General features: G+C 63.5%; 17 protein-coding genes. 7 read left to right on the forward strand and 10 right to left on the reverse strand.

Translation table 11 applies throughout. From position 1 onward, the window contains the following. The first annotated feature begins 913 nt into the window (after positions 1-913). The 3 genes from glpA to NDI56_RS04135 are packed head-to-tail and all read left to right on the forward strand — an operon-like array spanning position 914 to position 5,275. On the forward strand, positions 914-2,644 hold the full coding sequence (glpA, locus tag NDI56_RS04125) for an anaerobic glycerol-3-phosphate dehydrogenase subunit GlpA (RefSeq protein ID WP_310918162.1): 1,731 nt from the start codon (positions 914-916) through the stop codon (positions 2,642-2,644). Next, positions 2,634-3,908, forward strand: a complete 1,275-nt coding sequence (glpB, locus tag NDI56_RS04130) for a glycerol-3-phosphate dehydrogenase subunit GlpB (protein WP_310918163.1) — start codon at positions 2,634-2,636, stop codon at positions 3,906-3,908. Before glpA ends, glpB begins: the two co-directional genes overlap by 11 nt. Further along, entirely contained in the window at positions 3,905-5,275 is a 1,371-nt protein-coding gene (locus tag NDI56_RS04135) for an anaerobic glycerol-3-phosphate dehydrogenase subunit C (RefSeq protein WP_310918164.1), read from the forward strand. Before glpB ends, NDI56_RS04135 begins: the two co-directional genes overlap by 4 nt. 47 nt (positions 5,276-5,322) lie before the next feature. On the opposite strand, the gene NDI56_RS04140 is transcribed toward NDI56_RS04135, so the two are convergent. The 3 genes from NDI56_RS04140 to ppc all read right to left on the reverse strand — a co-directional run bounded on the left by NDI56_RS04140 (position 5,323) and on the right by ppc (position 9,305). Continuing rightward, positions 5,323-5,964, reverse strand: coding sequence for a hypothetical protein (locus NDI56_RS04140; RefSeq protein WP_310918165.1), 642 nt, complete (start codon positions 5,962-5,964; stop codon positions 5,323-5,325). A gap of 117 nt (positions 5,965-6,081) precedes the next feature. After that, positions 6,082-6,534, reverse strand: a complete 453-nt coding sequence (locus NDI56_RS04145) for a universal stress protein (protein WP_310918166.1) — start codon at positions 6,532-6,534, stop codon at positions 6,082-6,084. A gap of 74 nt (positions 6,535-6,608) precedes the next feature. Then, the gene (gene ppc, locus NDI56_RS04150; RefSeq protein ID WP_310918167.1) at positions 6,609-9,305 is read right to left on the reverse strand and encodes a phosphoenolpyruvate carboxylase; all 2,697 of its coding nucleotides are present in this window, start codon (positions 9,303-9,305) and stop codon (positions 6,609-6,611) included. A 212-nt stretch (positions 9,306-9,517) separates the two neighbouring features. Between ppc and NDI56_RS04155 the strand changes: the two genes are divergently transcribed. Both NDI56_RS04155 and NDI56_RS04160 read left to right on the forward strand, forming a co-directional pair. Next, positions 9,518-10,318, forward strand: coding sequence for an alpha/beta fold hydrolase (locus tag NDI56_RS04155; RefSeq protein ID WP_310918168.1), 801 nt, complete (start codon positions 9,518-9,520; stop codon positions 10,316-10,318). Next, complete coding sequence (locus NDI56_RS04160) at positions 10,311-11,870, forward strand: AMP-binding protein (RefSeq protein WP_310918169.1); 1,560 nt, start codon at positions 10,311-10,313, stop codon at positions 11,868-11,870. The genes NDI56_RS04155 and NDI56_RS04160 overlap by 8 nt, the downstream gene beginning before the upstream one ends. Here NDI56_RS04160 and gghA read toward each other — a convergent pair. The 3 genes from gghA to NDI56_RS04175 all read right to left on the reverse strand — a co-directional run bounded on the left by gghA (position 11,867) and on the right by NDI56_RS04175 (position 17,486). Then, a complete protein-coding gene (gene gghA, locus NDI56_RS04165) occupies positions 11,867-14,248 on the reverse strand; it encodes a glucosylglycerol hydrolase (protein WP_310918170.1) in 2,382 nt (793 codons plus the stop codon). The genes NDI56_RS04160 and gghA overlap by 4 nt on opposite strands. A gap of 188 nt (positions 14,249-14,436) precedes the next feature. Then, entirely contained in the window at positions 14,437-15,687 is a 1,251-nt protein-coding gene (locus NDI56_RS04170) for a mandelate racemase/muconate lactonizing enzyme family protein (RefSeq protein ID WP_310918171.1), read from the reverse strand. Between the two features lie 62 nt (positions 15,688-15,749). Continuing rightward, positions 15,750-17,486 carry a histidine kinase N-terminal 7TM domain-containing protein gene (locus NDI56_RS04175; protein ID WP_310918172.1) on the reverse strand — a complete coding sequence of 579 codons (1,737 nt, stop codon included), beginning with the start codon at positions 17,484-17,486 and terminating at the stop codon, positions 15,750-15,752. Between the two features lie 99 nt (positions 17,487-17,585). Between NDI56_RS04175 and NDI56_RS04180 the strand changes: the two genes are divergently transcribed. Together NDI56_RS04180 and NDI56_RS04185 are read left to right on the forward strand one after the other, a co-directional pair. Then, a complete protein-coding gene (locus NDI56_RS04180; RefSeq protein ID WP_310918173.1) occupies positions 17,586-18,554 on the forward strand; it encodes a sugar phosphate isomerase/epimerase family protein in 969 nt (322 codons plus the stop codon). Between the two features lie 173 nt (positions 18,555-18,727). Further along, the gene (locus NDI56_RS04185; RefSeq protein WP_310918174.1) at positions 18,728-19,834 is read left to right on the forward strand and encodes a Gfo/Idh/MocA family protein; all 1,107 of its coding nucleotides are present in this window, start codon (positions 18,728-18,730) and stop codon (positions 19,832-19,834) included. Between the two features lie 53 nt (positions 19,835-19,887). On the opposite strand, the gene NDI56_RS04190 is transcribed toward NDI56_RS04185, so the two are convergent. The 4 genes from NDI56_RS04190 to NDI56_RS04205 form a co-directional block, all read right to left on the reverse strand. Further along, on the reverse strand, positions 19,888-20,058 hold the full coding sequence (locus NDI56_RS04190) for a hypothetical protein (RefSeq protein WP_310918175.1): 171 nt from the start codon (positions 20,056-20,058) through the stop codon (positions 19,888-19,890). Positions 20,059-21,131: 1,073 nt separating this feature from the next. Continuing rightward, positions 21,132-21,389: a DUF8136 domain-containing protein gene (locus NDI56_RS04195; RefSeq protein WP_310918176.1), complete on the reverse strand. Its 258-nt coding sequence runs from the start codon at positions 21,387-21,389 to the stop codon at positions 21,132-21,134. A gap of 236 nt (positions 21,390-21,625) precedes the next feature. Further along, complete coding sequence (locus tag NDI56_RS04200) at positions 21,626-22,135, reverse strand: hypothetical protein (protein ID WP_310918177.1); 510 nt, start codon at positions 22,133-22,135, stop codon at positions 21,626-21,628. A gap of 448 nt (positions 22,136-22,583) precedes the next feature. Beyond that, positions 22,584-25,160: a phage/plasmid primase, P4 family gene (locus tag NDI56_RS04205; protein WP_310918178.1), complete on the reverse strand. Its 2,577-nt coding sequence runs from the start codon at positions 25,158-25,160 to the stop codon at positions 22,584-22,586. Between the last annotated feature and the right edge of the window lie 235 nt (positions 25,161-25,395).

Raw genomic sequence — 25,395 nt, forward strand, 5'->3', positions numbered from 1 at the left:
CTGGCGGACTCGGCGGCGGTCGATACGACTCGAACGGGTGAGACCGCCGGTGAAGGTCGCTTCTGGACCGCACGCTGACCACAAGACCAGTAAAATATATCAAAGACCGTGTTCAACGCGCTCCGGCGACCGAACGGAGTTCCGCCCGGTCCGTCTGTCCACTCTGTCGAGGCCGTGGACACACCGATGCGGGCGATGGTGACACGCGGGGTGGGCGTGGCGCGCGCGGTGTTGCCTCGCCGATCGAACCAGTGCCCGGCCGAAGCAACCGACCGACGTGGTGGCGTGTCTCCGGGCGGGCGGTACCGCAGTCGGTCTCTCGACGTCCCGATTGTCTCACGGTGCGCAGTCGGTGGCGTGGAAACCGTGCCGATGGCGGCCGGGCCTCCGTAGGCTGTCGGTAACTCGCGCTGTGGGACTACAGCGAGCCGGCAGGCAGGACCGCTCCCGGCGGTACCTCCACCTCTCCGTAGCTGCCACCTACGCGTGCGCGCGTAGTACGTGACATACACATCCGATTCCGAGCAAATCAGGCGCCGGTGGTCCACTCCGAGCCGGTTTCCGGCGTCGGGCGCCATCTCTGCGGTGTTCCCGTGGGCGGTCCGGCCCTCCCTGTGACAGCGGCGGGTGTTTACGGACACCACCCGTCTTTACTGCTACCCTACCACGTCCAGTCACCGCGATTTCCTTCTTTATCAACGGGTTCGACAGAGTGACCAGTTCTTCTAGGGATAACTGACGGGCAACCACTAGCGACTCGGAGCCAACTGCAGACCGCATGAATAGCATCTTTCCGCAACACGGCGACGACGGCGGTACCGAGTAACATTCATGATTACCAATAAAATTTACTGGTGGACCCCTGTTTAGCGGTAAAATAAAGTGTATGCGAGCCAAAGCCGAGGTATAACAGATGGCACAGACACCACACATCGCCGTTATCGGCGGCGGTTCGACCGGTATAGGCATCGCCCGGGACCTCGCCATGCGGGGTCTAGATGTCACCCTGGTCGAACAGGGGAACCTGACACACGGAACGACCGGTCGCATGCACGGCCTGCTCCACAGCGGGGGCCGATACGCGGTCTCGGACCAGGCCAGCGCGACCGAATGTATCGAGGAGAACCGCGTTCTCCGGGACATCGCCAGTCACTGCGTGGAGATGACCGGCGGGCTGTTCGTCAAACGACCCGAAGACGACGAGGAGTACTTCCAGCAGAAACTCGAGGGGTGCAAGGAGTGTGGCATCCCCGCGGAGGTCGTCTCCGGGGAGGAGGCCCGCGCGATGGAGCCACACCTGGCCAAAGACGTCGAGAAGGCGATTTCGGTACCCGACGGCGCCATCGACCCCTTCCGACTCGTCGTCGCGAACGCGGCGAGCGCGGAGGAACACGGCGCGCGCATCGAGACTCACTCGAAGGTCACCGACCTCATCATCGAAGACGGCGAGGTCGTCGGACTGGAAGTGGAACACGCTTCGGGCTCCGGCAAGCGTATCCACGGGAGAGAGGGCGGCACCGAGGAAATCCGCGCGGACTACGTCGTCAACGCGACGGGCGCGTGGGCCGGCCGCATCGGCGACATGGCCGGCGTCGACATCGCCGTCCGCCCGTCGAAGGGCGTGATGACCATCATGAACATCCGGCAGGTCGACACGGTCATCAACCGCTGCCGACCCAAGGGGGACGCCGATATCGTCGTCCCACACGAGACGACCGCGATACTGGGCACGACCGACGAGGAAGTCGAGGACCCCGAGGACTACCCCGAAGAGGGCTGGGAGGTCGACATGATGATAGACACCCTCAAGGAGCTCGTGCCCATGCTCGACGAGGCCCGGACCATTCGCTCGTTCTGGGGCGTCCGCCCGCTGTACGAGCCGCCGGACGTCGGCAGCGACGACCCGACGGACATCACTCGGGACTACTTCCTGCTCGACCACGACGAGCGCGACGACCTGCAGGGAATGACCTCCATCGTCGGCGGGAAGTTCACCACCTACCGGATGATGGGCGAGGAGATCTCCGACCACGTCTGCGAGAAGTTCGGTATCGAGGCCGAGTGTCGCACCGCCGACGAACCGCTGCCGGGCAGCGAGGACTTCTCCGTCCTGCGGGACTACATGGACGAGTTCGGTCTCCGGTCTCCCATCGGTCGCCGCAGCGTCGAACGGCTCGGCTCGCGGGCCGACGAAGTGCTCAAGACGAGCGACCCGAACCCGACCGTCTGCGCGTGTGAGGGCGTCACCCGTGCCGAGGTCCAGGACGCCATCTCCCAGTCCGGCTCCGACCTCAACGCGGTCCGCATCCGCACTCGCGCGTCGATGGGGAACTGCCAGGGCGGCTTCTGTTGTAACCGGCTGGCCAGCGAGCTCCACGGCGAGTACAGCGAGGACATCGCTCGCGAGGCGTGGGACGAACTGCTCCAGGAGCGCTGGAAGGGCCAGCGCCACGCCCTGTGGGGCGAACAGCTCTCACAGGCCGCGCTGAACTACGCGCTGCACGCGACCACGCAGAACCGCGACCGTGACCCGGCCGACGGGGAGCCGATCGACTTCGCCGCTTTCGACACGGGTGTCGAGGCGGGCAGCGCGTCGGGGACAGCAGACGTAGCCGCGGACGGAGGGCGACGCGATGGCAATTAACTCCGACGTGCTCGTTATCGGCGGCGGCCTCGCCGGGCTGACCAGCGCGCTCAAGGCCGCACGCGAGGGCGCGGACGTGCGTCTGGTCTCCTACAAGCAGAGCTCGCTGCGTCACGCCTCCGGGCTGGTGGACCTGCTGGGGTACACGCCCGACGGCGAGGGGCCGGTAACTGACCCCTACGCCGCGATGGCCGACCTGCACGACGCCCATCCCTACCAGACGGTCGGCGTCGAGACGGTTCGGGAGTCGATGTCGATGTTCGACGAGGTGACCGACTACCGCGGCGACCACACCGACACCAACGCCCTGGTCCCGACCCACGGTGGGACCGTCAAGCCGACCGCGCGCTACCCGACCGGGGCCGCCGCGGGGCTGGCGAGCGACGACCGGGACGTGTTGCTCGTGGGTATCGAGGCGATGGTCGATTTCGATGCGCCACACGCGGCGGCACATCTGGAGGCGGCGGGCGTTCCCTTCGACGTGCGCGGCGAGACCATCAAGTTCCCGGGCGACCTGCAGGCCGACGCGAAGATAACCCGGTACGCCAAGCTGCTCGACAACAACGGCGAGGTCGCCGTTCGCGGGCGCAAGAAGGGCGCACGCGACGCGCTGGCCGAACGCGTCAACACCGTCCGGGAGAACGAAGCGCGGGTCGGCTTCCCCGCGATTCTGGGCGACGCCCACACCGACGGGGTGCGCGCGGCGCTGGAGGAGAAGATAGGCGCCGACGTGTTCGAGGTCCCGATGGGGCCGCCGTCGCTGCCGGGTCTCCGACTGGAAGACGCGCTGTTCGAGGCGCTCGACGAGTCCGGAGCGAGCTTCGAGACGGGCAACCCGGTCGTCGACTTCGACGCCGACGGGGACACCATCGAGACAGTGTACATCGAGAAGAACGGCGCGCGGATTCCCAACAGCGCAGATCAGTACGTCCTCGCGACGGGCGGACTGGTCGGCAAGGGCATCGAGTCCGACCGCGAGAGTGTGAAAGAACCCGTCTTCGACTGCCACATCGAACACGGCGAGGACCGCTACGACTGGTTCGACGGCGACGTGTTCGGCGACCACGCGTTCGCGAGCTTCGGCGTCGAGACCGACGAGACGCTGCGACCGCTGACGGCCGACGACGCGGTCGAGTTCGAGAACCTGCGGGCCGCGGGGTCGGTGCTTGGCGGCTACGACTTCGCCGCGGAGAAATCGGGCAGTGGAGTGTCGATTGCGACAGGCTACGTGGCGGGCGAGAACGCCGCAGCGGAGGCACGATGAGCGACGCACAATCCCCAACAGACTTCGACCCAGTCGAACCGAACACGGGCCACGACTTCGAGCCCGTCGACGTCTTCCCCGACAGCAACGACTTCGACCTGCGACCCGGGGCGGACTCGTGTTTCAAATGCTCCGTCTGCGACACGAACTGCCCGGTCGCCGAGGTCGACGACGACTTCCCCGGGCCGAAGTTCCAGGGCCCCGAGCAGTGGCGGCTCAAACAGACCGACGACGACTACGAGATCGACGACTCGGTGATGTCGTGTTCGAACTGCATGCGCTGTGACAACGCCTGTCCGTCGGGCGTCCCGCTCAGCCAGATGCACAACACCGCCCGCGGGGAGTACGTCGAAGAGCAGATGGACAAGCTCTCCATCGAGTACGTGCGCAACCGCATCCTCGCGAACTACCGCACCTCCGCGACCATCGCGAGCAAGGTTCCGGGCCTCGCCAACTGGGGAATGAACTTCGGCCCGGCCCGCTGGCTCATGGAGAAGACGCTGGGCGTCACCAAGGAACGGGAGTTCCCCGAGTTCGCCTCGGAGACCTTCCGCGAGTGGTGGACCGCACGCGGCGGTGCCGACGCCTCCCGGCGCAACGCCCAGGAGAGCCGCGAGCGTATGGGACTGGACCGTAACGCCGACAAGAAGGTCGCGTACTTCCACGGCTGTTACTCGAACTACAACTCGCCGAACGTCGGCCAGGCGATGGTCCGCGTCTTCGAGCACTACGGCTACGAAGTGGTCGCGCCCGAACAGAAGTGCTCCGGGACCCCGATGTTCGCCAACGGCATGCTGAAAGACGCGCGCCGCCACGCCGAGGTCAACGTCTCCTCCATGTCCGACCTCGTCGACCAGGGGTACGACGCCATCGCGTCCTGTACCTCCTGTTCGATGGCGCTGCGCCAGGAGTACCCCGAGCTGTTCGACATCGAGGGCATCGAGAAGGTCGCCTCGAACACCTTCGAGTCGCTGGAGTATCTCCGCATCCACGAGGACATTCAGGAGGACATTCAGGAGACCGACGTCAGCGGCGAGCTGGCCGAGGAGTTCGCCTACCACGCGCCGTGTCACGCCCGCAACCAGGGGCTGGAACGGCAGTCCGTCGAGCTGTTCCGTGACCTCGACGGCGTCGGCATCGAGGACGTGGGCGAATCCTGTTCCGGCATCTCGGGAACCTACGGCTGGAAAGAGGAGAAATACGAGAAGTCCATGGAGATCGGCGAGGAGATGTTCGAGCACATGGAACACGCCGAGGGCGACGTCGGCATGACCGAGTGTCCCACCTGTGCGAGCCAGATGGAACACGGCACCGGCTACGAGATTCGCCACCCGCTCGAACTGCTCGAAGCCGCGCTCGTGAAGTAACTCGCGGTCGCTTCTTTCTCTCGAACACGTTCGATTCCACGCCGCGACTACGACTCGGTGCGCTCGCCGGTCCACGCCGAGGCGTCGCCTGATACTGTAAGCCGCTGCCTCTCGTCGATAGTCAGCGTGAGCGTCAGCGTCGCAGTCCGCGAGCCGCCGGGCAACTCGACGTTGTCCTGGTGGTTGTATCGTCCCTGCGGGAGACAGGCGGACGCTTCGGCAGCGGTGTATATGTCGTAGGCCTCGCGCAGTTCGTCTCCGGGAGCGAGCGCCCGGTATTCGAGCGAGCTCTGGACGCCGTCGATGCCGTCCTCGGGGTAGCGCCAGCAGTCGTTCGACGACTGGACCGGGTCACTGCGCAACACGCCGCGACCGTCGGGGTCGAGAACGAGGGGGTCGGCCCTGGCCAGGTCCTCGTCGGGCCCGCTGTCCGAAAAAAGCAGCGTCGGCCCGAAGCCGGGCCTGACCGTCCCGGTGCCGTCGTTCGAGAGCGTCGCCGCCACCCGGGCCGGCGCGTCGGCCGCGGACTGCCGGACGACCTCGGCTGTGAGTTTCAGGGAGGCGGGCTGGGCTGTCGTCTCTGTGGGCGATTGCTGGGGCGTCCGCCGGCTGGTGGATAGACAGCCCGCGGTGGTCCCACTCAGTACGACACCGGCCGACTGCAGAAGTGACCGCCGAGAACGTCGCATACGCTGTCGGGTCGCGGGGACGGTAAATGCTTTCTCCGTCCGCTGTTCGAACTGAACGCGACCCACGTTCTAGAGAGACAGCGAAAACAGGGGAGAACACACGGACGCAGTCGGCGGCTACTCGTCGCCGCGGACGAACGTCACCGGACACGGCGCCGACAGCATCACTTCCTGGGCCACCGAGCCGAAGACGGCCTTGCCGGTCGGCGAGCGCTTGCGGCCGCCGACGACGACGAGGTCCGCTTGGGTCATGCCGGCCAGAGCCACGATTTCGCTCCCGTGGTCCCCGACTGCCCCGCGGACGCTGGTCTCGATATCGGCTTCGTCGAGCAGTTTCCGGAGCTCTCGGACTGTGGTGTGTCGGTCGGCGACCTCGTTGGGGTCGGCCTCGGCGACGGCCGAGAACTCCAGTCGGTCGACGACCGTCTCGTACTCGTCGTCGGTGAACACGTGGGCGACGACCACGTTGGCCCCGGCGGGCCCGGCGATATCTGCGACTGTGCTGGCCAGTTCGTCGACGCGGGTCGCGTCGTTCGGACCGACGGCGAGGAGAACGGTTTCGAGTGCCATACCACCTATGTCACCTACCGGAGCCTAAATCCTTCGATAGAACAACAGCTGTTGTAAATGAACTACGCAGGCGGTTACCCGGTGTTCTTCATCCCGGCGGCGATGCCCTGCACCGTCAGCCGGAGGGTCCGCTTCTCGGTCTCCGTGAGGTGGGACTGTGCGAGCAGTCGGACCTGCAGGAGGTTGAGCGGGTCGACGTACGGGTTGCGCCGTTCGAGGTTCTCTTCGAGCCAGTCGCGAGAGAGCAGCCCCTCGCGCTCCGTGATCTGCAACACGAGGTCGACGGTCTCCTCGTACTCGCTCTTGAGCCGCGGGAAGATGCGTTCGCGGAGGTCCTCGTCGGCGAGGTCGGCGTACTCTTCGGCGATGTCGAAGTCGGTGCGGGCCAGCGCCAGCGACGCGTTGTCGATTTTCGTCCGGAAGAAGGGCCACTCGTCGTACATCTCCTGGAGCGTCTCGATGTCGCCGCCGTCGTCCAGATAGGCGTTCAGCCCCGTCGCGATGGAGTACCAGCCGGGGATGATACAGCGGGCCTGCGTCCACGAGAACACCCACGGGATGGCCCGCAGGTCGTCGACGCTGCGGTCCTCGCTGCGGGAGGCCGGACGCGAGCCCATGTTGAGGTTCTCGATGACGGTGATGGGCGTGGCCTGCTCGAAGTAGTCGACGAAGCCGTCCGTGCCGAGGAGGTCCTGATACTCCTCGCGGGCGGCGGGGGCGGCCGTCTCCATCGCGTCGCGCCACTCGTCGGGAATCTCCTCGACGGGCTCGTCCATGGCGTTGTGCCGGGCCCGGACCTGCGCGTTCAGCATCTGTTCTAAGTTGCGCTCGGCGATGTCGTGGTTGGCGTACTTCTCGGCGATGGCCTCGCCCTGTTCGGTGAACTTGATCTGACCGGTGACGGTCTCGTTGGGGAGGGCCAGCATCGCGTCGTTCATCGGGCCGCCACCGCGGGAGATAGAGCCGCCGCGGCCGTGGAACAGGCGCATCTCCACGTCGAAGTCGCTGGTGATGTCGGCCAGGCGCTTCTGGTTGTTGTACAGCGACCAGTTCGCGGCCAGGAACCCGTTTTCCTTGTTGGAGTCGGAGTAGCCGAGCATTATCTCCTGGACGCCGTTGCGGGCTTCCAGGGCCATCTCGTAGGCGTCGTTCTCGAAGAGGGTCCCCATGATGCGTCGGGCGCCCGAGAGCGCGTACTCGGACTCCAGCAGCGGGACGATGTCCAGCCCGCAGTAGCCCGGCAGGTCGACGATGCCGACCTGATCGGCGAGCAAGAGCACTTCGAGCACGTGGCTCGGCTCTTCACACCAGCTGATGGCGTAGGTGTCGATGGCGTCGACGCCGAACTCGTTTTGCCAGTCGGCGGTCTTGCGGAACCGCCGGAGGACGCGGGTCGCGTCGTCCGAGAGGCCCGTCGTGTCCTCCATGTCGATGACGGGGCCGTCCTGCGTGATGGCCTCGGTGAGGAACTCGACCCGTTCCGCTTCGTCCATCCCGGCGTAGTCGATGCCCTGTCGCTCGACGGCCTCGGCGATGGCGTCGGTGTGCATCTTGCGGTGGTCCCGCAGGTCTAGACTCGCCAGCGCGAAGCCGAAGGTGTCGACCTTCCGGACGAGCGGGTCCACGTGGGACTCGGCGACGACCTCGGCGTTGTTGTCCCGGAGGCTCTCGGCGATGGAGCGCAGGTCCTTGATGAGGTCGTCCGAACTGTCGTAGCCGCCCTGTCGCACGTCGCTGACCCGGAGGACGGACTCGCGCATCAGCTTGAGCTTCTGGCGGTAGGGCTCGTCGGGGTAGCGCTCCTCGGCCTCGCTGGCGACGCCGGGGAGACGTGTCTTGTGCTCCGAGAGGCGCTCGTCGAACGTGTCGTCGGTCGTGATGTTCGAGGCGTCCTGTGAGAGCACGCCGGAGAGCTCCTTGAGCTTGTTGCGGTACAGTGGGAGGATGGTGTCGCGCTGGCGCTCCAGGGTCTCCTCGGTCACCTCGGGGGTGACGAAGGGGTTGCCGTCGCGGTCCGAGCCAGCCCACGAGCGGAATTCGTAGAGCTTCGGCACGTCGATGTCCTCGTCGTAGCGCTCGTCGATGGCGTGTTCGAGCTCGTCGTACACCTCGTCGATGACCTCGAAGAGGACGTTCTCCAGATACCACTGGACGTTCAGGGCCTCGTCGGTGACCTCGGGGCGTCGGTCCCGCACCTGCGGGGTCTGCCAGAGGCTCGTGACCTCCGCGGCCAGGTCGCGCTCGACGCGTTCCTCCTCTCGGTCGGTGAGTCGGACCTCGTCGAGCGTCTCCAGGTCCTGTGCGACCGAGCGGAGCTTCGCTTTCACCGTCTTTCGCCGAGCTTCGGTCGGGTGTGCGGTGAAGGTCGGCTGGATGAGCACGTCGCCGAGCACCTGTTCGACCTCCTCGGGGCCGGCGTCGCGCTCGTCGAGCTGCTGGACGGCCTCCTCGACGCTGTCGGCGAGGATGCCCTCCTGGCTCCCCTCGCGGGTCTCCCGGACCCGTTCGCGCTCCTCGGCGAGGTTGATGAGCTCGAAGTAGGTGGTGAAAGCTCGCGCGACGATGTCCTGCATCTCGGGGTTGAGCCGGTCGAGAGTGCGACCGACCTCGGCACGGGTTTCGGCGTCACCCCGCCGGTATTCGATAGAGGACTTGCGCGTTCGCTCAACGATTTCGAACGCTTCGGTCGAAGATTGCGCTTCGAGAACGTCGCCCAAGAGCTCACCAAGCTCCCGCACGTCTTGGTTTATCTCTCTGGCGTGCAAAGTCATACCAGTCTCTCCAAATCCGAAGCCTAAAACATTATTGAATCAGGGAGGTGTGGCGCCCCCGTCCCCTGTGGTCGTTCATGATAGAACCCCTTTCTGAACGTGTCGAGCTGTTGGAATCATCGGCCGGTCGTGACCGTGTGACAGAGTCGCTCGGACGGCTCGCGAGCGCGCTTCGACCCACATTGAAACGGCGGGGCGCCGTAGTCGGACCTATGCCCGACGCGTACCACGACGGCGTCCGCCTGTCCTACGAGGTATCGGGGCCAAGCGACGCCGAGACCGTCGTCTTCGTCGAGGGACTGGGCTACGGCCGATGGATGTGGCGCTGGCAGCGCTCCGCACTGGCCGACTACGAGACGATTCTGTGGGACAACCGCGGGACCGGTGACTCCGACGAACCAGCGGGCCCCTACACTGTCCCGGCGATGGCGGACGACCTCGCGGCCGTGCTCGACGACGCCGGGGTGGACACCGCCCACGTCGTCGGGGCCAGCATGGGCGGGATGATAGCCCAGCAGTTCGCAGTGGACCACGAGCGGGCCGATTCGCTGACGCTCCTCTGTACCACGCCGGGCGGCCCCGACGCGGTCCCGACGCCGGAGGCGACTCTCGACCGCATCTTCGACGTGCCCGAAGCGTACGACGAGCGCGAGCGACGCCGCTACAAGATGGAGCCGGCGATGACCGACGCGTTCCGGAGCGACCACGAGGAGCTCATCGAGCGTATCGTCGACTGGCGCCTCGATAGCGACGCCAGCGAGCAGGCCCTCGCCTGGCAGGCCGCCGCGGTCGACGCGTTCGACGTCCACGACCGCATCGACGAGATTCGGGTGCCCACACTGGTAGTACACGGCACCGCGGACCGGGTCGTCCCCGTCGAGAACGGCCGGTTGCTCGCCGACGAACTCCCGGACGCCGAGTACCACGAACTCGACGGCGCACCACACCTCCTGTTCATCGAGCGGGCCGACGCGGTCAACGAGTACCTCCGGGGGTTCCTGACCGATGTCTGAGTTCGTGTCGGGCCCGCAGGCGTGGGTGGGCGCGTGGAGCGAGAAACGGGCCGAGCTATCGCCCGACCGCGTGGGGCTGGTCGACGCGTCGACGGGTCGCCGGTTCAGCTACGCCGACCTCGACGAGCGGGCGAACCGGACGGCTCGACTGCTCCGCGCCCGCGGCGTCGACCGCGAGGACCGGGTGGCCGTCGTCTCGCGGACCCGCCCCGAAGTCGTCGACCTCTTCCTCGCGACGGCCAAGACCGGCAGCGTCCTCGCTCCGCTGTCCCACCGGCTGGCCCCGCCGGAACTGGCCGCCCTGCTCGGACGGGTCGACCCGGCGCTGCTGGTGGTCGAGGCCCCGTTTCTCGAAGGGACGCGGACGGCGCTCGACGAGGCCGAGGGCGTCGAGACGACGGTCGTCGCGGTCGAGGCGGCGGACGACGAGGCGTCGCCGGCCGCAGACACACCGACCTACGTGGAGACGGTGCCCACCGACGACGGTCCTGTCGAGACGCCCCCGCTCTCGCCCGACGACACTCACCTCCTCCTGCACACCGGCGGGTCGACCGGGACGCCCAAGGAGACGGTCATCAGCCACCGTGCGGTCGTCTGGAACTCGCTGAACACCATCGCCTCGTGGGGGCTTCGACCCGACGACGTGACGCCGCTTACCTTCCCCACCTTCCACACCGGCGGGTGGAACGTCGTTACGGTCCCCGTCTGGCACATTGGCGGCACCGTGGTCATCGCCCGGGAGTTCGACCCGGGGCAACTACTGGCGACGGTCGAGCGCGAGGGGGCGTCCGTGCTCGTGGCGGTGCCGGCCGTCCTCCGGATGCTGACCGACCACGACGACTGGGCCGAGACGGACCTCTCGACGCTCCGCGTCGTCAAATCCGGCGGCGGCCCCTGTCGCGACGCCGTCATGGCGGCGTGGTGGGACCGCGGCGTCGACCTCTCCCAGGGGTACGGCCTCACCGAGTGCGGGCCGAACAACTTCGCGATGCCGGACGGGTGGCCCCGCGAGAAGGCCGCGACGGTGGGCAAGCCCGCGATGCACGTCGACGCTCGCGTCGTGGCGGACGGCGAGCCGGTCGAGCCGGGGGCCGTCGGCGAACTCCAGCTCCGCTCGCCCCACGCCGCGGCCGGCTACCTCGACGACGCGGCCGAGAGCGAGGCCGCGTTCGGGTCGGGCTGGGTCGCGACGGGCGACCTCGCCAGCGTCGACGCGGACGGCTACTACACCATCGAAGGGCGGAAGAAGGACATGTTCGTCAGCGGGGGCGAGAACGTCTATCCGTCGGAGGTCGAAGCGGTCCTGGCCGAACACGACGCTGTCGACGAGGTAGTCGTCGTCCCCGTGCCGGACGACCAGTGGGGCGAGGTCGGCAAAGCGGTCCTCGAAGGCGACGAGTCGCTGACGCTCGCGGACGTCGAGTCGTTCTGTGACGGCCGGCTCGCCCCCTACAAGGTCCCGAAACACATCGCGTTCGTCGAGTCGATGCCGACGAGCGGCCCGGAGAAGATCGACCGACAGGCGGTCGCCGACCGGTTCGGCGAGCGTTAATCCAGCGACCGGACGAACAGCGCGACGTCGCTGTCGGCCAGTTCGAGCGGTTCGTCGGCGGCCGCTACACCGAGGCCCGGCGAGGCGAGCGCGAGTTCCCAGCCCCCGGAGTCGACGCCGGCGAGGTCGGTCGGTACCACCGTCTCGGCGACGCCCTCCATCACCGCGACGAACAGCAGCTCCTCGCCGCCGTCGGGTGCGCTGCGGTGGCCGTAGTAGAGGACGGTGCCGTCAGTCGGATAGGCGTAGTCGAGCACGTCGTCCGCGCCGAGGTCGCCGGCGACCCAGTCGTGGTCGTGACGGAACTCCCGCACGGCGAGGTCGAAGGCGGTCCGCTCGTCGCCTTGCTCGTCGTGCCAGTGGGCGAGGTTCGCGAAGTCGGCCACGTCGCGCATCCAGTCCCGGCCGAGCTGTTCCAGCTCGTCGACGGTGAAATCGTCGCCGATTGGGGTGCCCATCGTGTTCAGCAGCGTCGCGATGTCGGCCTTCTCGTAGTCGGTCATCTCGACGGCGTCGGCGAGCAGCCCGAGGAACTCGCTCATCTCGTCGCGGCTGTCGAACCCCCACTCCCCGAGCCGCTGGAAGTGGGCGTCGTCGTCGAACTGCTCGGGCCGAACCTGCCACTGGGGGAAGTTCTCCTCCTCGGCGAGCACCTTCAGGTTCCAGACGGCGTCCGTGTCCCGGACGAACCCCCACGGCGCCCGCATGTTGGCGTGGGTGAAGTCCATCGGACAGCCCGGCATGAACGCGTGAAAGAGGACGGTCGAGGCGGGGTTGTTGTACGCCCGGTCGAGCTTCTCGGGCTCGCTGTCGCCCAGATAGCGGTTTATCTGGGGCTGGCTGAAGGGCGGTTCCGGCTCCAGCTGGGTCCCCCGGCGGATGGTGTCGTGGTTGGCCACGCCGGAAATCCAGTTCGCGCCCATGTCGGCCACCTCGCGCACACGCCACCACTTCGTCGCCCAGAACGTCTGCAGCGCGGGCGTGTTGTGCGCGAAGGTGACCGGCCCCCACTGGTAAGCGTGGGGGTGCTGGTCGATGAGCGTCCGATAGGTAGAGGCCAGTTCCCAGTCCGAGCGGGGCCACGGACGACCGTCCTCGAATATCATCCACGGCCGGTACTCGACGCCGGCCACCTCCTGTGTCACCCGGTCCATCTCGGCGAGGTACTCGTCGTCGTGCCACTCCGACTCGGCCTCGGGGTCCCAGTTCGTGAAGTCCTGGGCCCCGTCGACGCGGATACCGTCGGCGCCGAAATCCATCTTGCGCCGCTGGAGTTCGAGCAGCCCCGCCCGGACGACCGGCTGCGTGTAGTCGAGTTCCTGCCCGTACATCCCGGGGCCGGCGAGCCACGCCTCGTTCAGCAGCGGGAGCGCACCGTTGTCGGCGTGACCCAGCGCGATGTCGAAGACGACCTTCACGGGCTCGGGGAGCGTGTGCATGGTCGCGATGAAATCCACAAGCTCGTCGGGCCGTCGCGTCTCCAGAATCGCGGGGTTGACGGTCCCGAAACCGGAGATTACGATGTCGTACCCCCAGTTGACCATGTCCGGCCGGCCGACAGTCACCTGGAGGGAGTCATCGCCGACGGTCTGGGGGAGCCAGTAGCCCAGTTCGTCCTCGTTCTGTGTAATCGGTGCGAGGGGCATCAGCTGGACGGCGTCGTAGCCCGCGAAGTTCCGTTCGGCCGGTGTCAGGGTGTCGCCGTCGGCCTGTTTCTCACCGATGGTTTCGAACTGCCTCGTCAGCCCGGCCAGGGTGCCCGACTCGGTCGCAGTCCCGGGGTGGATCTCCAGCATGCTGGTCGCGGGCTCGAACCGCGGGAGCCCGTCGTCCTCGCTGGCGTGCGGTTCGACGCCGTCCCGGCGGAGACGCTCGAAGTACTCTCGGTCCGCCCGCTCCGCGTCGAGGCGGGCCGTGTCGTACAGCTCCGGCGGCCCGTACGCACCGAAGGGGAGCGAATCGGCGAAGGGGTCCGTGACGGTCTCGCGTTCGCCGTCGCTCTCGTAGGTGAGTCGGTAGAGCGTGCCGAACTGGTCGCGCGTTCCGGGCCGTGGCCCCTCGACGGCGGCCCACGTGAACTCGCCCTCCCGCCGGGTCTCGACGACGTGGCGCTCGAACTCCACGGTCTGTTCGTCGGCGGTGAGGTCGACCCCGTCGGTGGCTGTCAACAGCTCCAGTCGGACCTCGGCCGGCCCCACGTCGTCGACGAGCTCGGGCGTCCAGAAGCCGAACGCCGCGTGCCCCTCCCGCCAGTGAGCGCCGAGGTTGGTGGTCAGTTCCTTCGCCGCCTCGAACCGGTCGTCGTGGGCGTCGAGTATCTCCCGCTGGCTCTCGACGAGCGCCTCGGTCTCCGCTGAAAGCGTTGTGTACGTGGACATGGTAAATCAGACCCCGGTATCGGTTGTCTCGTACCGTCGCGACACTGGGATAAAGAGCTTTCTCAAGAAGGTACAACGGGTGTTATTACTAATTCGGAAACAGTCGTCGACGCACCCGGACAGTGCCGGGGCTCTGTCCCGTACAGCGTGATAAAAGAAGCCTCGACCGGACGCGAGCGACCGTTCGTCTACGCCTCGTCGAACAGGGTGTCGCCCTCGACCATGTGCGCCTCGACGGCGTCCATATCCAGCGTGAGGCCGAGACCGGGTTCTTCCGGGATCTCGATGTAGCCGTCCTCGATGACGGTCTCCTCGACCAGGTCCGACCACCAGCCCAGCTCGTAGGAGTGGTACTCGACGGCGAGGGAGTTGGGAACGGCCGCACCGACCTGCGCGCTGGCCATCGTCGCGACCGGCGAGGCGACGTTGTGCATCGCGACCGGGACGTAGTACTGGTTCGCGACGTCCGCGATTTTCCGGGTCTCGCGCATCCCGCCGACCTTCGGCAGGTCGGGTGCGATCATATCGACGGCCTGGCTCTCGATGAGTCGGCGCTCCTCGGTGGCCCGATAGCGGTTCTCGCCCACTGTGATGGGCGTCGTCGTGGATTTGGTGACTTCCTCTTGCACTTCGAGGTTCTCCGGCGGCACCGGGTCCTCCAGCCACCACACGTCGTAGTCCTCGATGGCGTCGGCGAGTCGCTTTGCCGAGCCACCGGAGAACGTCCAGTGACAGTCGAAAGCCACGTCGGCCTCGTCTTTGACTTCCTCGGTGACTTTCTCGACGATTTCGGCCTTGTGGCGGATCTCGCCCGGCCGGAGGTGGCGGTTCGCGCGGTCCTTCTCCAGCCCGCTCGGCACGTCGAGGTCGAACTTCAGCGCGTCGTAGCCCAGTTCGTCGACGACCCGTCGAGCTTCGGCCGCACAGGCGTCGGGGTCGGCCTCCTCTTCGGTGTGACAGTCACAGTAGACCCGCATCTCGTCGCGGTACTTCCCGCCCAGCAGCTGGTAGGCGGGCAGCTCCAGAATCTTGCCGGCCAGGTCGTGCAACGCGACCTCGATGCCGGCGATGGCGGTGACAGTGACGCCCTCGACGCTGCCCTCGCCGGACATCTTCTGGACGAGGTGCTCGTAGAGCCGGTCGATGTCCAGCGGGTTCTCGCCGACGACGAAGGGCTTCATCCGCTCGATGAGTTCGGGGACGCCCGCGCCCCAGTAGGCCTCGCCGGTCCCGACGACACCGGCGTCGGTGTAGATACGCACCAGCGTCCACGGGAAGTTCCCGTCGACCATCGTCGTCTGCACGTCCGTGATTTCCACGTCCCGGCCGCCGCCTCGCTTGGCCGTGACCCCCATCGTCTCCGCTGACAGCTCTCGCATCGTGTACTCCGCGTTGGGGTCGTGCAGGTCGGCGTAGTCGATGTCGTTCGCTTGTCCCATGGGCGGTAGCTTACTTGCCCCCTCACAAAAGTGTAGAGGATAGGGAGCTACGACCGTGGTTCTCAACTCGTTGACCGGATCTCGAAGCGCGCGCCACCGCTCTCGCTCGCCGTCACCGCGGTCGCCCAGCCGTGGACCGTCGCCACCTCGTCGACGATCATCAGCCCGAGCCCGGTGCCGGCGTCAGTGCCGGAGACGCCCTCCTCGAACAGGTTGGCTCGCGCTGCCTCGGGGATTCCGACGCCGTCGTCCTCGACGAAGAACCCGTCCGGCAGCGTTCCGATAGTCACCGTCACCGGGTCGCGGTCGACTGCGTCGTCGGCCCCCGGTCGACTGCCCGTCGAGCCGTGCCCGACAGCGTCGTCGGACTGCGTCGGATCGCTCGTTGAACCGTGTTCCACGCAGTTCCGAAACAGGTTCTCGAACAGCTGCATGAGGAGCGTCCGCTTGGCCGAGACCGTCCCGTCCGAGGCGACCGACAGCGTCGCCCCGCCGGTGTCGACGTTGCTCCACGCCGCTTCGGCGACGGCCGAGACCGACACGGTCGTCGTCTCGATGTCTGCCCCGTCGGTCCGGGTGAGTGTGAGCACGTCGGAGATGAGCCGTTCCATCCGGTGGTGCGAGTCGTCCACGTCCGCCAGAAGCTCGTCGTCACGGGTCTGCCTGAACAGTTCGAGCTTACCCGACGCGACGGTCAGCGGGTTGCGGAGGTCGTGGCTCACGACCCGTGCGAACCGGTCGAGTTGCTCGTTGCGGTGTTCGAGCTCCCGCTGTTGTTCGACCTGCTCGGTGATGTCGTTGACGAGCACGACGCGCCCGGCGAGTACGTCCCGCTGGTCGTACAGCGGGGAGATGCGGACCGTGAAGGTGCGGTCATTGAGCGTCGTCTCGAACGATTCGTCCGACCGGGTGGTCATGATCTTCTCGTAGAGCGCATCGGAGTCCGGGAACGGCGCCAGCAGCGGTTCGACTGGCTCCCCCGCCGCCGACCGGCCCTCCACGCCGAGGAGCCGGCGTCCCTCGTCGTTGCTATCGACGAGCCGCCCGTCGGTGTCGATGACGAACACGCCGGCCTGTAGCGTCTCGACGACGGTGTTGCGGGCCACCGGCGTGATATCGAGAAAGCCGACGGAGGTGATGGCATAGCCCAGCGAGAGGCCGGTGACGGCGAAGCCGACCTGCGAAAGGTCGTACTGGATCGGGGTGAAGATGTAGAGGACGTTCCCGAGCCACGGGACGAAGATGGCAAACAGGAACGCGACGACCTGCTTCTGGTAGAGGAAGTCAGAGCGGACGGCGAAGAGACCGATCATCACCACCGCCGCGACGAGCAGCGTGTAGGAGTACAGCGTATGGATCAGAAAGCCGACCTGAAAGGTCCGGACCACACCGTACACCGCCGCCGGGTCCAGCGCCGTCTCCGTCCACATCAGTCCGTGCGTGCCGTTCGTGAGCACGACGGCCGTCGCGAGCACCGGTTCGACCGACAGCAACGCCAGCGACCGGCGTGTGAGATACTTCCCTCGACCGGTGTACTCCAGCGTGAACGCGAAGAGGCCGAACACGCCGACGGTGACGAAGGGGATAACCAGCCTGAGCGAGACCCACGACAGCGGTGAGGCTCCGAGAACGGTCGGGAGCAGGGTGAAAAACGTCCAGAAGACGATGCCGACGTTCATGATAGCGAGATACGCCGCCCCCGGTTCCTCGCGCTGTTGCCAGGCGCGAACGGCGACGGCGCCGGTCGCCAAACAGACCGCTCCGAGAACACCCTGATACAACAGGTGTATCGGAGTCATAATCGGTAACTACTGGGATAATATATAAAGTCAACGTCACTGCGGTCCGAACGCCCGCCTGCCCGCATTTTTATCACTTCACCTGTTGTACCCAGTCGCATGGATATTGGTGTTCTGACAGTCCCGCTCGGCGACCAGCCACTGGACGAGACGCTGTCCTATCTCGACGATATCGGCGTCGACGCCGTCGAACTCGGCTGTGGCGGCTACCCCGGCAGTGACCATCTCGACCGGACGGCCCTGCTCGACGACGAGTCGGCACAGGCCGACCTGCGGGAGACGCTCTCCGCTCACGGCATGCGAGTGAGCGCGCTGGCCACGCACAACAACCCGCTCCACCCCGACGAGGACCGCGCCGAGGCGGCGGACACGGAACTGCGCGAGGCCGTCGAACTCGCGGCCCAGCTCGACGTGAACACGGTGACCTGTTTCTCGGGACTGCCCGCCGGCGGCCCGAACGACGAGGTGCCAAACTGGGTCACGGCGCCCTGGCCGCAGGAACACGCCGACGCCCACGAGTACCAGTGGGGCGTCGCCACCGACTACTGGGCGGACCTCGCCGACCACGCCGCCGACCACGGCGTCGACGTGGCCATCGAGATGCACCCCAACATGCTCGTCTACGAGCCCCGCGGCATGCTGGAACTGCGGGAAGCGACCAACGAGCACGTCGGCGCGAACTTCGACCCCTCGCATCTGTATTGGCAGGGTATCGACGTGACCGCGGCCATCCGGCTGCTCGGTGAGGCGGACGCCATCCATCACTTCCACGCCAAGGACACGAAGGTCTACGAGGAGAACGCCCGCCAGAAAGGGGTGCTCGATACGACGGCCTACACGGACGAAGTCGACCGGTCGTGGCTGTTCCGCTCTATCGGCTACGGCCACGACGAGAGCCACTGGAAAGACGTGGTCTCGACGCTGCGGATGGTCGGCTACGACGGCGCGCTCTCCATCGAACACGAGGACTCGCTGACCAGCGCCCGCGAGGGGCTGGAGAAGGCCGTCGACGTGCTGGACCGCGCCGTCTTCGAGACGCAACCCGGTGACGCCTACTGGGCGGAGTGAACGAGACCGATGACAGATACACCCCTCGACATCGGCGTCCTCGGCTACCGTTTCATGCGAAACCACCTTTTTCAGCGTCGGGTTCGCGCGCTGCGCTCACCGCTCCTCGAAAAACGTGGGCGAAAAAGGCCGCTCGCGAGCCTACGGCTCGCTCGCGGTACCACGGAGGCACGATGACAGCACCGCTCGACATCGGCGTCCTCGGCTACCGTTTCATGGGGAAAGCACACGCTAACGCGTTCGCCCGCCTCCCCATGTTCTTCGAGGACGCCCCCGAGCTGAACCGCGAGGTCATCGTGGGCCGCGACGAGGCCGCCCTCGACGACGCGGCCGACCGACTGGGCTTTGCCCGCACCGCGACCGACTGGCGCGACGTGGTCGACGAGGTCGACGTGTTCTACAACCTCGGTCCGAACCACGTCCACGCCGAGCCCTCCATCGCCGCGCTCGAAGCGGGCACGCCGGTGTTCTGCGAGAAGCCGCTGGCCCCGACCCTCTCCGACGCCGAGTCGATGGCCGCGGCGGCCGAGGAGGCCGGAGTCCCCGCCGGTATCGCGTTCAACTACCGGTTCGTCCCGGCAATCCAGTACGCCAAGGAGCTCATCGAGAACGGCGAACTGGGCGAGATTCACCACTTCCGCGGGCGCTATCTGCAGGACTGGCTCGTCGACCCGGAGGCGCCCTGGTCGTGGCGCAACGACGCCGAGATGGCCGGCAGCGGCGCGCTCGGCGACCTCGGCGCCCACACCATCGACCTCGCCCGGTTCCTCGTCGGCGACGTCGCCGAGGTGTCCGGCCAGCTCCGAACGTTCGTCGACGAGCGCCCCGTCGACGGCGAGGACGAGCGCTGGGCGGTCACCGTCGACGACGCCTACAGCGCACAGGTCGCCTTCGATAACGGCGTGATGGGGACGCTGGAGGCGTCGCGGTTCGCCAGCGGTCACAAGAACGACCACACCATCGAAATCGAGGGTTCGAAGGGTGGACTGCGGTTCTCGCTGGAGCGGCTGAACGAACTCGAACTCCTGCGGGAAGGCTCTCGTGGGTACGAGACCGTTCTGATGACGGACCCGGACGACCCCTACCTCGACCACTGGTGGCCGCCGGGCCATGTCATCGGCTGGGAGCACACGTTCGTCCACGAGAACTACGAGTTTCTACGTTCAGTGTCAACAGGAAATGAGTACCACCCTGACTTTGGCGATGGGCTAGCCGTCCAGCGCGTTCTTGACGCAATCCAGCGAAGTGATGAACAAGGAGAGCGGATTAGTGTTGACTAGGGATTAAATCCATCTACCGCGAGCAAATCTACAAGTTCGGCGTCTGAAATCTGCTACCCGTTGTTTTCTTGTGCTTCAGCCATCTGTCTCAAATGTTCTTGTTCCTGTTCTTTCGCCTTCTCTTTCTGTCTCGCCTTCCACCAAAACACCGCACCAAGCGGGATTCCGATGACTGTCAGACAGCACAACGCCGCTAATATTCTTAATCCGGTAGCATATGCCATGTCATGACAACATGATTTGTCAATGAAAAAGCTGCCGCTTAACCAACAGTCACACCAACACATCCGATTGTTGGTTAATACGAAAAATCTATACTACTTGAAATATTGTTAAAATATGATGATTACTAGAAAATCACTGATTACACTCTGTGTTGGGCTTATGCTAGTCGTCGCTGGCTGTTCGGCTTCGTCTCCCAATAGTGGCACTCCCTCTAATACAGAACAATCCTCCGCCACTGATACACCTTCTAACACAGAACAGCCCTCCGCCAGTAGCAATTTCATCACATACAGATATCAAAATGGGAGCCTCACACATACTGTGAGAGTCTATCCCGGAAATGACACCTATGATACTATACTTGAGAGCAATCTGGAGCCTCCGTATGGCAACTTTAGCACCAATATCACTCTCGGGATACTCTGTGAAGGGAATGAACAACTGGTATACAACCGGACTGGTAGCCAAAATGGGGTTACTGATAACGCGAGTACCTACATGAGAACCGATGAATCGGGCGGAACAAGTACCGTTCAGGGTGTTCCAAATCGCATTTACAATACTTACACACCGCGAAGGGTAGAAGCGGCTGTTTATACAGAGAACGGAACCACAGTTCTTGAAAGCTGTACTGTTGACGGGAAAGGCTCATGGGAATTTGATTAGTTCTTTTCTCTCCAAAATCAATTCACTCCTCAGACAGTTCCCACACTGTATTAATCAAATCGGGCGGAATGTGAAACGTTCTGTCGTCCTCTTCGCACCGATACAGGTCTTCAGACGTATCAACACACTCCCAATCATGACTTAGCAACCCAGCCACAGTATCGATTACAGGATACTCGCCTGAGTCAGCCTGTTCCATCGATTCAACTTTCTGCGCAATCTCGCGTTTACTCTTCCGGGTCATTGTCAGGTTGTAAGGCTTCGGCCCATGCGTCGCCTAATTCGTCGTTTGACGGGTCCGCGTATTCGTCTGAAAAATACTGTTCTATCGGCCCAACGTTGTCAGGAACGTCTGTCTGTTCAATCTCATTCAGTGTGGTCTCAATCTCTCGCTTAGATTTCCGTGTCATTCTGATTCAAGTTCATCAAGCCGCTGGGATAGTTCCTCAAGGTCCCTGTCGTTCTGCATTTGCCGATGCACGTTCGCTGCATAGGCTAACGCGCGTATCCACTTGATTCGGACCTTCTCATTCTCAGGGTCGTACACTCGCCCCTCTTCGACTTTCCTGTGAGCCTCGCGGATTCCGTCCTCTAGCAGCTCAAGAATCTCGTCACGATTCGGTAATTCCCGCGCGGGCGCACTCGCTGTCTCGGCGTCAGACATGGCTACCACCGGGGGGTGCAACCCGAAAACTGGCGTTAGAAGGGTTTTGAGAGCGATACATCACGTTCGGAAGCGTAATTGGGAGTTGCTTAGTCACGGTTACATCACCGTTGTAGTCCCGGCCAAAACACCGCTACCGGGATACGAAAATGAAACTGCAACCGAAGACTCAGAGGAGACAATTACCTCGCCGGTGTCTAATCCGGGTCATTGGCAGTTTGATTACTGGCCTTCTCTTACAGGGACAGCTCCTCGCTCTTGCGAAGATAGTTCACAAACTCTTCCTGACGGCCAATACCCCCAAGCGACCGGAGGTATCCCGCCTCATCGTCGTGGCCTTCGCTTAGGAGAGTTTCGTACATTTTCACCGCTTTCATGCGCTTGTCGTTGTTCGGACTGTCAGTAGCAGGGTCGAACCCTTCAGTTGGGTCAAGCGTCTGACTTCCGAAGTCACCTTGTTTCGCAGCAAAGGCCTCACACACTGCACTCCCTGCGAAGTCAAACTGTTCTGACTGTGCTTTCTGTACGGCCTTCGCACTCGGCGCTTTCTCTGCGAACTGCCGGCGGCTGCTACTGTCCACAATATACTTCGCGCTATCTGGCCGGTCTACCTCAATCACACCGCCTCGCTTGTCGTCGTGGGGTTCAATTTCGTGTTGCTCGCCAGTTACCGGGTCCTCGATGTGGCCGGCACTCGTCTTAGTTTCAATTCGATACGTCTGTTCGTTGTCTAGAATTGCACTCATAGCTATGAAGTGTCTCTGTGGTCGGATTCCGCCGACCGTCCGTTACGCTCCTACCAAGTTGCTCGCCGTCTCCGGGTCATCGCCCACACTGCTACTCGGCTGTTCTGTCCGTTCTATAGCCGTCGACCACTGCCGGAACCGTATGCACCGACCCAATCACCAACACGGACAAGGAACCGTCTGCATGGCCCGACAGAACCAACACTGCGATAATCACCGACACAAGAATCGACTCAGATACGACCCATCGACAAAACTCTTTCAGTGAAATCATGCTGATTTCTCAAGTCATGCTCGCCCATACTGGGGTCATCGCACCAAATGACGGCAATAGCCTCCTACTGTTCCAAGTGTTCCATGTATTTTCCAATGTGGCTATTATTCACAGACGGTCTATTCTTTCTGTAAATAGCTACCACTCTGGCGATAAGGTGGAACACTTAGAACGCTACTTGAAAGAGTCAATGCCAGCGTTCCGGCTGGAATTTTCTTGTGGGTCGGACCCACCGGGCGCGTCGTCTGTAAGAACGAATCCGTTGTAGCCATACCGGAGTGTTCCATCAATCCGGCGTCGGGTCTTGCTCACACCGTCACGACGCTTTAGCTCAGACGTGAATTTGCTATCAGTTTCCACCTCTAAGCCGTTCTGTCGGGCATAGGCCACGTATGAGTCATACGCACCAAGAGCCTCACCCGTGGATTCCTTCGGTGTGAATCCATCTGGTTCCTCTTCGGTGCAACGGTCGAACCATTGGGAGATACTATTCCCGTACCGTTCCCATTTCTCCCGGTTCTGATACGGGAGTGGTTCGTTCGTAAACCGACCTTGCTCCTCTAATCGCTGGTAGCCTTCAATCGCCCAGTTCAGGATTCCGGGTAGCTCTTCGAGGAGTTGTTCATCAAGGTCGTCAATCTGTTCATCGTTCGGTATCGCTTGCGGGAATACCACAGTCAGCCAGCGGTTCCAGAACGCCTCATCATCGACACTCCGGTTCGGGGCGCGGTTGGCCGCGAAGATATGTTTCGCCGTGGGCTTGAACTGGAACACTGGCTTTCGCTTCCGTTCCGCATCAAGACTGTCACCGGCGATTAGCTCTTTCACCTTCCCTGTGTTCTCAATTGAACCTTCGCCCAAGTCGCTCCGAGTATTCAGGGCCGTGTTGACCAACCGGGCCGGTCCCCATCGCTCATTGGCGAGATATTGGACGCTTGTGCTACTCGTCGCCGCACTATCTTCCCCACCGAATAGGGCTTCTATCACGTCAACAAAGACGGATTTACCGGCGTCGGTCGGCCCCAATAGCATTAGCGCCTTCTTGCGTTTCACGTCCCAATGCCGAAGGCAATAGCCGATGTACTCTTGGAGTAGGGGAATGTCGCTTGCTTCGACCACTTCCCCAAGAAACTCCCGCCACTTCGGACAGTCAGCAGTGGGGTCATGTTCCGTTGCTAGTGTCCATCGGATATGGTCGGACGGTTGTATCTCCCGCGTAATCTCACCGGCGTCTAGGTCAATCAAGCCATTCTCTGCCGCAATCTGCCCGGGTGGACCACCGCCGAACCGTTGCTCTTTGACTTGGCTCCTCGCTTGGAGTTGGTCCATTACTTCCCGCCGAATGTGGCCGGAGTAGTACGGCCCCAGATACTCGTCTAGCCATTTCCGAATCTCGCCGTCACCATTGAGATTCCATACCCCATCATCACACCATAGCCATATCTCCCGCTTCGGAAGATAGGCGATTCGGTGGGTGGGCAACTCGGCTAGAGCTGTGTTTTTGATTTCGCGGGTAGACAGTGGCTCAAGGTGCGCGTATGCATCTTCTTTACCGGCTTCGACCGTCCAACCGTCCCCGGCGTCGTCTAGGAACTGTCCACCGGCGTCAATTTCACCAATTGCCCGAATAGCCTCATGCCCACAGGCTTCGAGGATATTACTGGGGTTCTGGAACACGTCGGCTAGTTCACCCGCCGGGTAGCTTTCAACTGGTTGGACAGTGACGGTCTTATCCGACTTGTCGAACCAACTGCTATCAATGGCTTCAACTAACGGTTTTGTAGGTGTGTTCTGTCGGGTTCCACCCTTGGGGTTAGACCGATTAGGAACGTCCCAACCAGCTTCTTTAGCGGAATGAACCAGTGTCCCCACAGTTACACCGTCGCCTTCGCTTGCGGTCGACCAGATGGCCTCAATATTCCGCATCGCTTGAGTATCCCACTTACTCCCGCCCTTCGACCACTGCTCGAAGAGCCGCTTTCCGCTTGGACCACTATCCCAGTCATGGACCGCGAAGCCAAGTTTCAGCCAGTGGTCATATCCACAGTCGGGTTTGATATGGCTTAGTGCATCCTCAATATCAGATTCATCAAGCCATTCGTCGCCGTCGTAATCAACACTCTCGGCGTCACCGCTCGGGGAGAGACTAGGCGCTTCGCCGTTTATCTCCTGATATGCGTCAAACAGGAATTGCGTGGGGTCGGCTTCCGTTGCGCTGTCGCCAGATACCGATAGCTGATTCCCGGTAAAGGCACAGAACTTGTTTGTGAGAACATCAACCCCTTCATGTTCTCCAAGTTGACAGTCGGCCCACCACTCCGGTATCTCATGCCCGACAAAGGGAATGTGCAACCCTTCACCGCTGGCACTATACTCAATGTATGCCCCACTGTCAGTGAATTTCTGAATCTCTGGAAGCCAGTCTTTCGGCTTCTCTTGGTGGGCTTCTCTCAGACACCCATCAAGGTCTAAGCAGCCGTATAGACCGCGCGGGTAATCATCATTCTCCAAGGCCATTACATAGCCAATGCCCCAACTCTCGCGTTCCTTGGCGGCTTCAATAGCCTCCTCGAAGGTGTGCCAGTCGTCTGGGTCGGACCAACTAATTCCAAAGTCACCGTTCCAGTGTGGACGGCGCGGAGTGTCGGCTGATTCGTCCCACATGAGCCACTGTGGCCGGTCTTGCAACTCTTCGGGGATTGAATCATATTCTCCATCAAGGTCGTCAGAAACCGTCTGTGTTCGGCTCATTAGCTACTCACCCGAAAATACGCTTTCCGGTGGGTCCGGCAGAGATTCACACCGTTTACCTCAGTCACGGCTTTGTGCCAGCAGGTATCACAGAACGGACCGGTGTTGTTAACTTTCTCCGGTGTGTTGTTAACAACAGACGGCCCCAGACCGTCTTTCTCCCATCCCTTCATTCGTTGACAACCTCCAGCAGAGCTTCGGCCACAGGTGCCACAGGAAGGTCGGAGTTGGCCGC

The sequence above is a fragment of the Halomicroarcula saliterrae genome (assembly GCF_031624395.1).
GTDB lineage: Archaea > Halobacteriota > Halobacteria > Halobacteriales > Haloarculaceae > Haloarcula > Haloarcula saliterrae.

What these genes read in the sequence shown, in the direction of transcription:
- NDI56_RS04180 (WP_310918173.1), top strand. Translation starts at nt 17,586, where the DNA reads ATGGATATTGGTGTTCTGACAGTCCCGCTCGGCGACCAGCCACTGGAC.
- gghA (WP_310918170.1), bottom strand. Translation starts at nt 14,248, where the DNA reads ATGTCCACGTACACAACGCTTTCAGCGGAGACCGAGGCGCTCGTCGAG.
- NDI56_RS04175 (WP_310918172.1), bottom strand. Translation starts at nt 17,486, where the DNA reads ATGACTCCGATACACCTGTTGTATCAGGGTGTTCTCGGAGCGGTCTGT.
- NDI56_RS04200 (WP_310918177.1), bottom strand. Translation starts at nt 22,135, where the DNA reads ATGAGTGCAATTCTAGACAACGAACAGACGTATCGAATTGAAACTAAG.
- NDI56_RS04205 (WP_310918178.1), bottom strand. Translation starts at nt 25,160, where the DNA reads ATGAGCCGAACACAGACGGTTTCTGACGACCTTGATGGAGAATATGAT.
- NDI56_RS04155 (WP_310918168.1), top strand. Translation starts at nt 9,518, where the DNA reads ATGCCCGACGCGTACCACGACGGCGTCCGCCTGTCCTACGAGGTATCG.
- NDI56_RS04135 (WP_310918164.1), top strand. Translation starts at nt 3,905, where the DNA reads ATGAGCGACGCACAATCCCCAACAGACTTCGACCCAGTCGAACCGAAC.
- NDI56_RS04145 (WP_310918166.1), bottom strand. Translation starts at nt 6,534, where the DNA reads ATGGCACTCGAAACCGTTCTCCTCGCCGTCGGTCCGAACGACGCGACC.
- NDI56_RS04195 (WP_310918176.1), bottom strand. Translation starts at nt 21,389, where the DNA reads ATGTCTGACGCCGAGACAGCGAGTGCGCCCGCGCGGGAATTACCGAAT.
- NDI56_RS04160 (WP_310918169.1), top strand. Translation starts at nt 10,311, where the DNA reads ATGTCTGAGTTCGTGTCGGGCCCGCAGGCGTGGGTGGGCGCGTGGAGC.
- NDI56_RS04185 (WP_310918174.1), top strand. Translation starts at nt 18,728, where the DNA reads ATGACAGCACCGCTCGACATCGGCGTCCTCGGCTACCGTTTCATGGGG.
- glpB (WP_310918163.1), top strand. Translation starts at nt 2,634, where the DNA reads ATGGCAATTAACTCCGACGTGCTCGTTATCGGCGGCGGCCTCGCCGGG.
- glpA (WP_310918162.1), top strand. Translation starts at nt 914, where the DNA reads ATGGCACAGACACCACACATCGCCGTTATCGGCGGCGGTTCGACCGGT.
- NDI56_RS04140 (WP_310918165.1), bottom strand. Translation starts at nt 5,964, where the DNA reads ATGCGACGTTCTCGGCGGTCACTTCTGCAGTCGGCCGGTGTCGTACTG.
- ppc (WP_310918167.1), bottom strand. Translation starts at nt 9,305, where the DNA reads ATGACTTTGCACGCCAGAGAGATAAACCAAGACGTGCGGGAGCTTGGT.
- NDI56_RS04190 (WP_310918175.1), bottom strand. Translation starts at nt 20,058, where the DNA reads ATGGCATATGCTACCGGATTAAGAATATTAGCGGCGTTGTGCTGTCTG.
- NDI56_RS04170 (WP_310918171.1), bottom strand. Translation starts at nt 15,687, where the DNA reads ATGGGACAAGCGAACGACATCGACTACGCCGACCTGCACGACCCCAAC.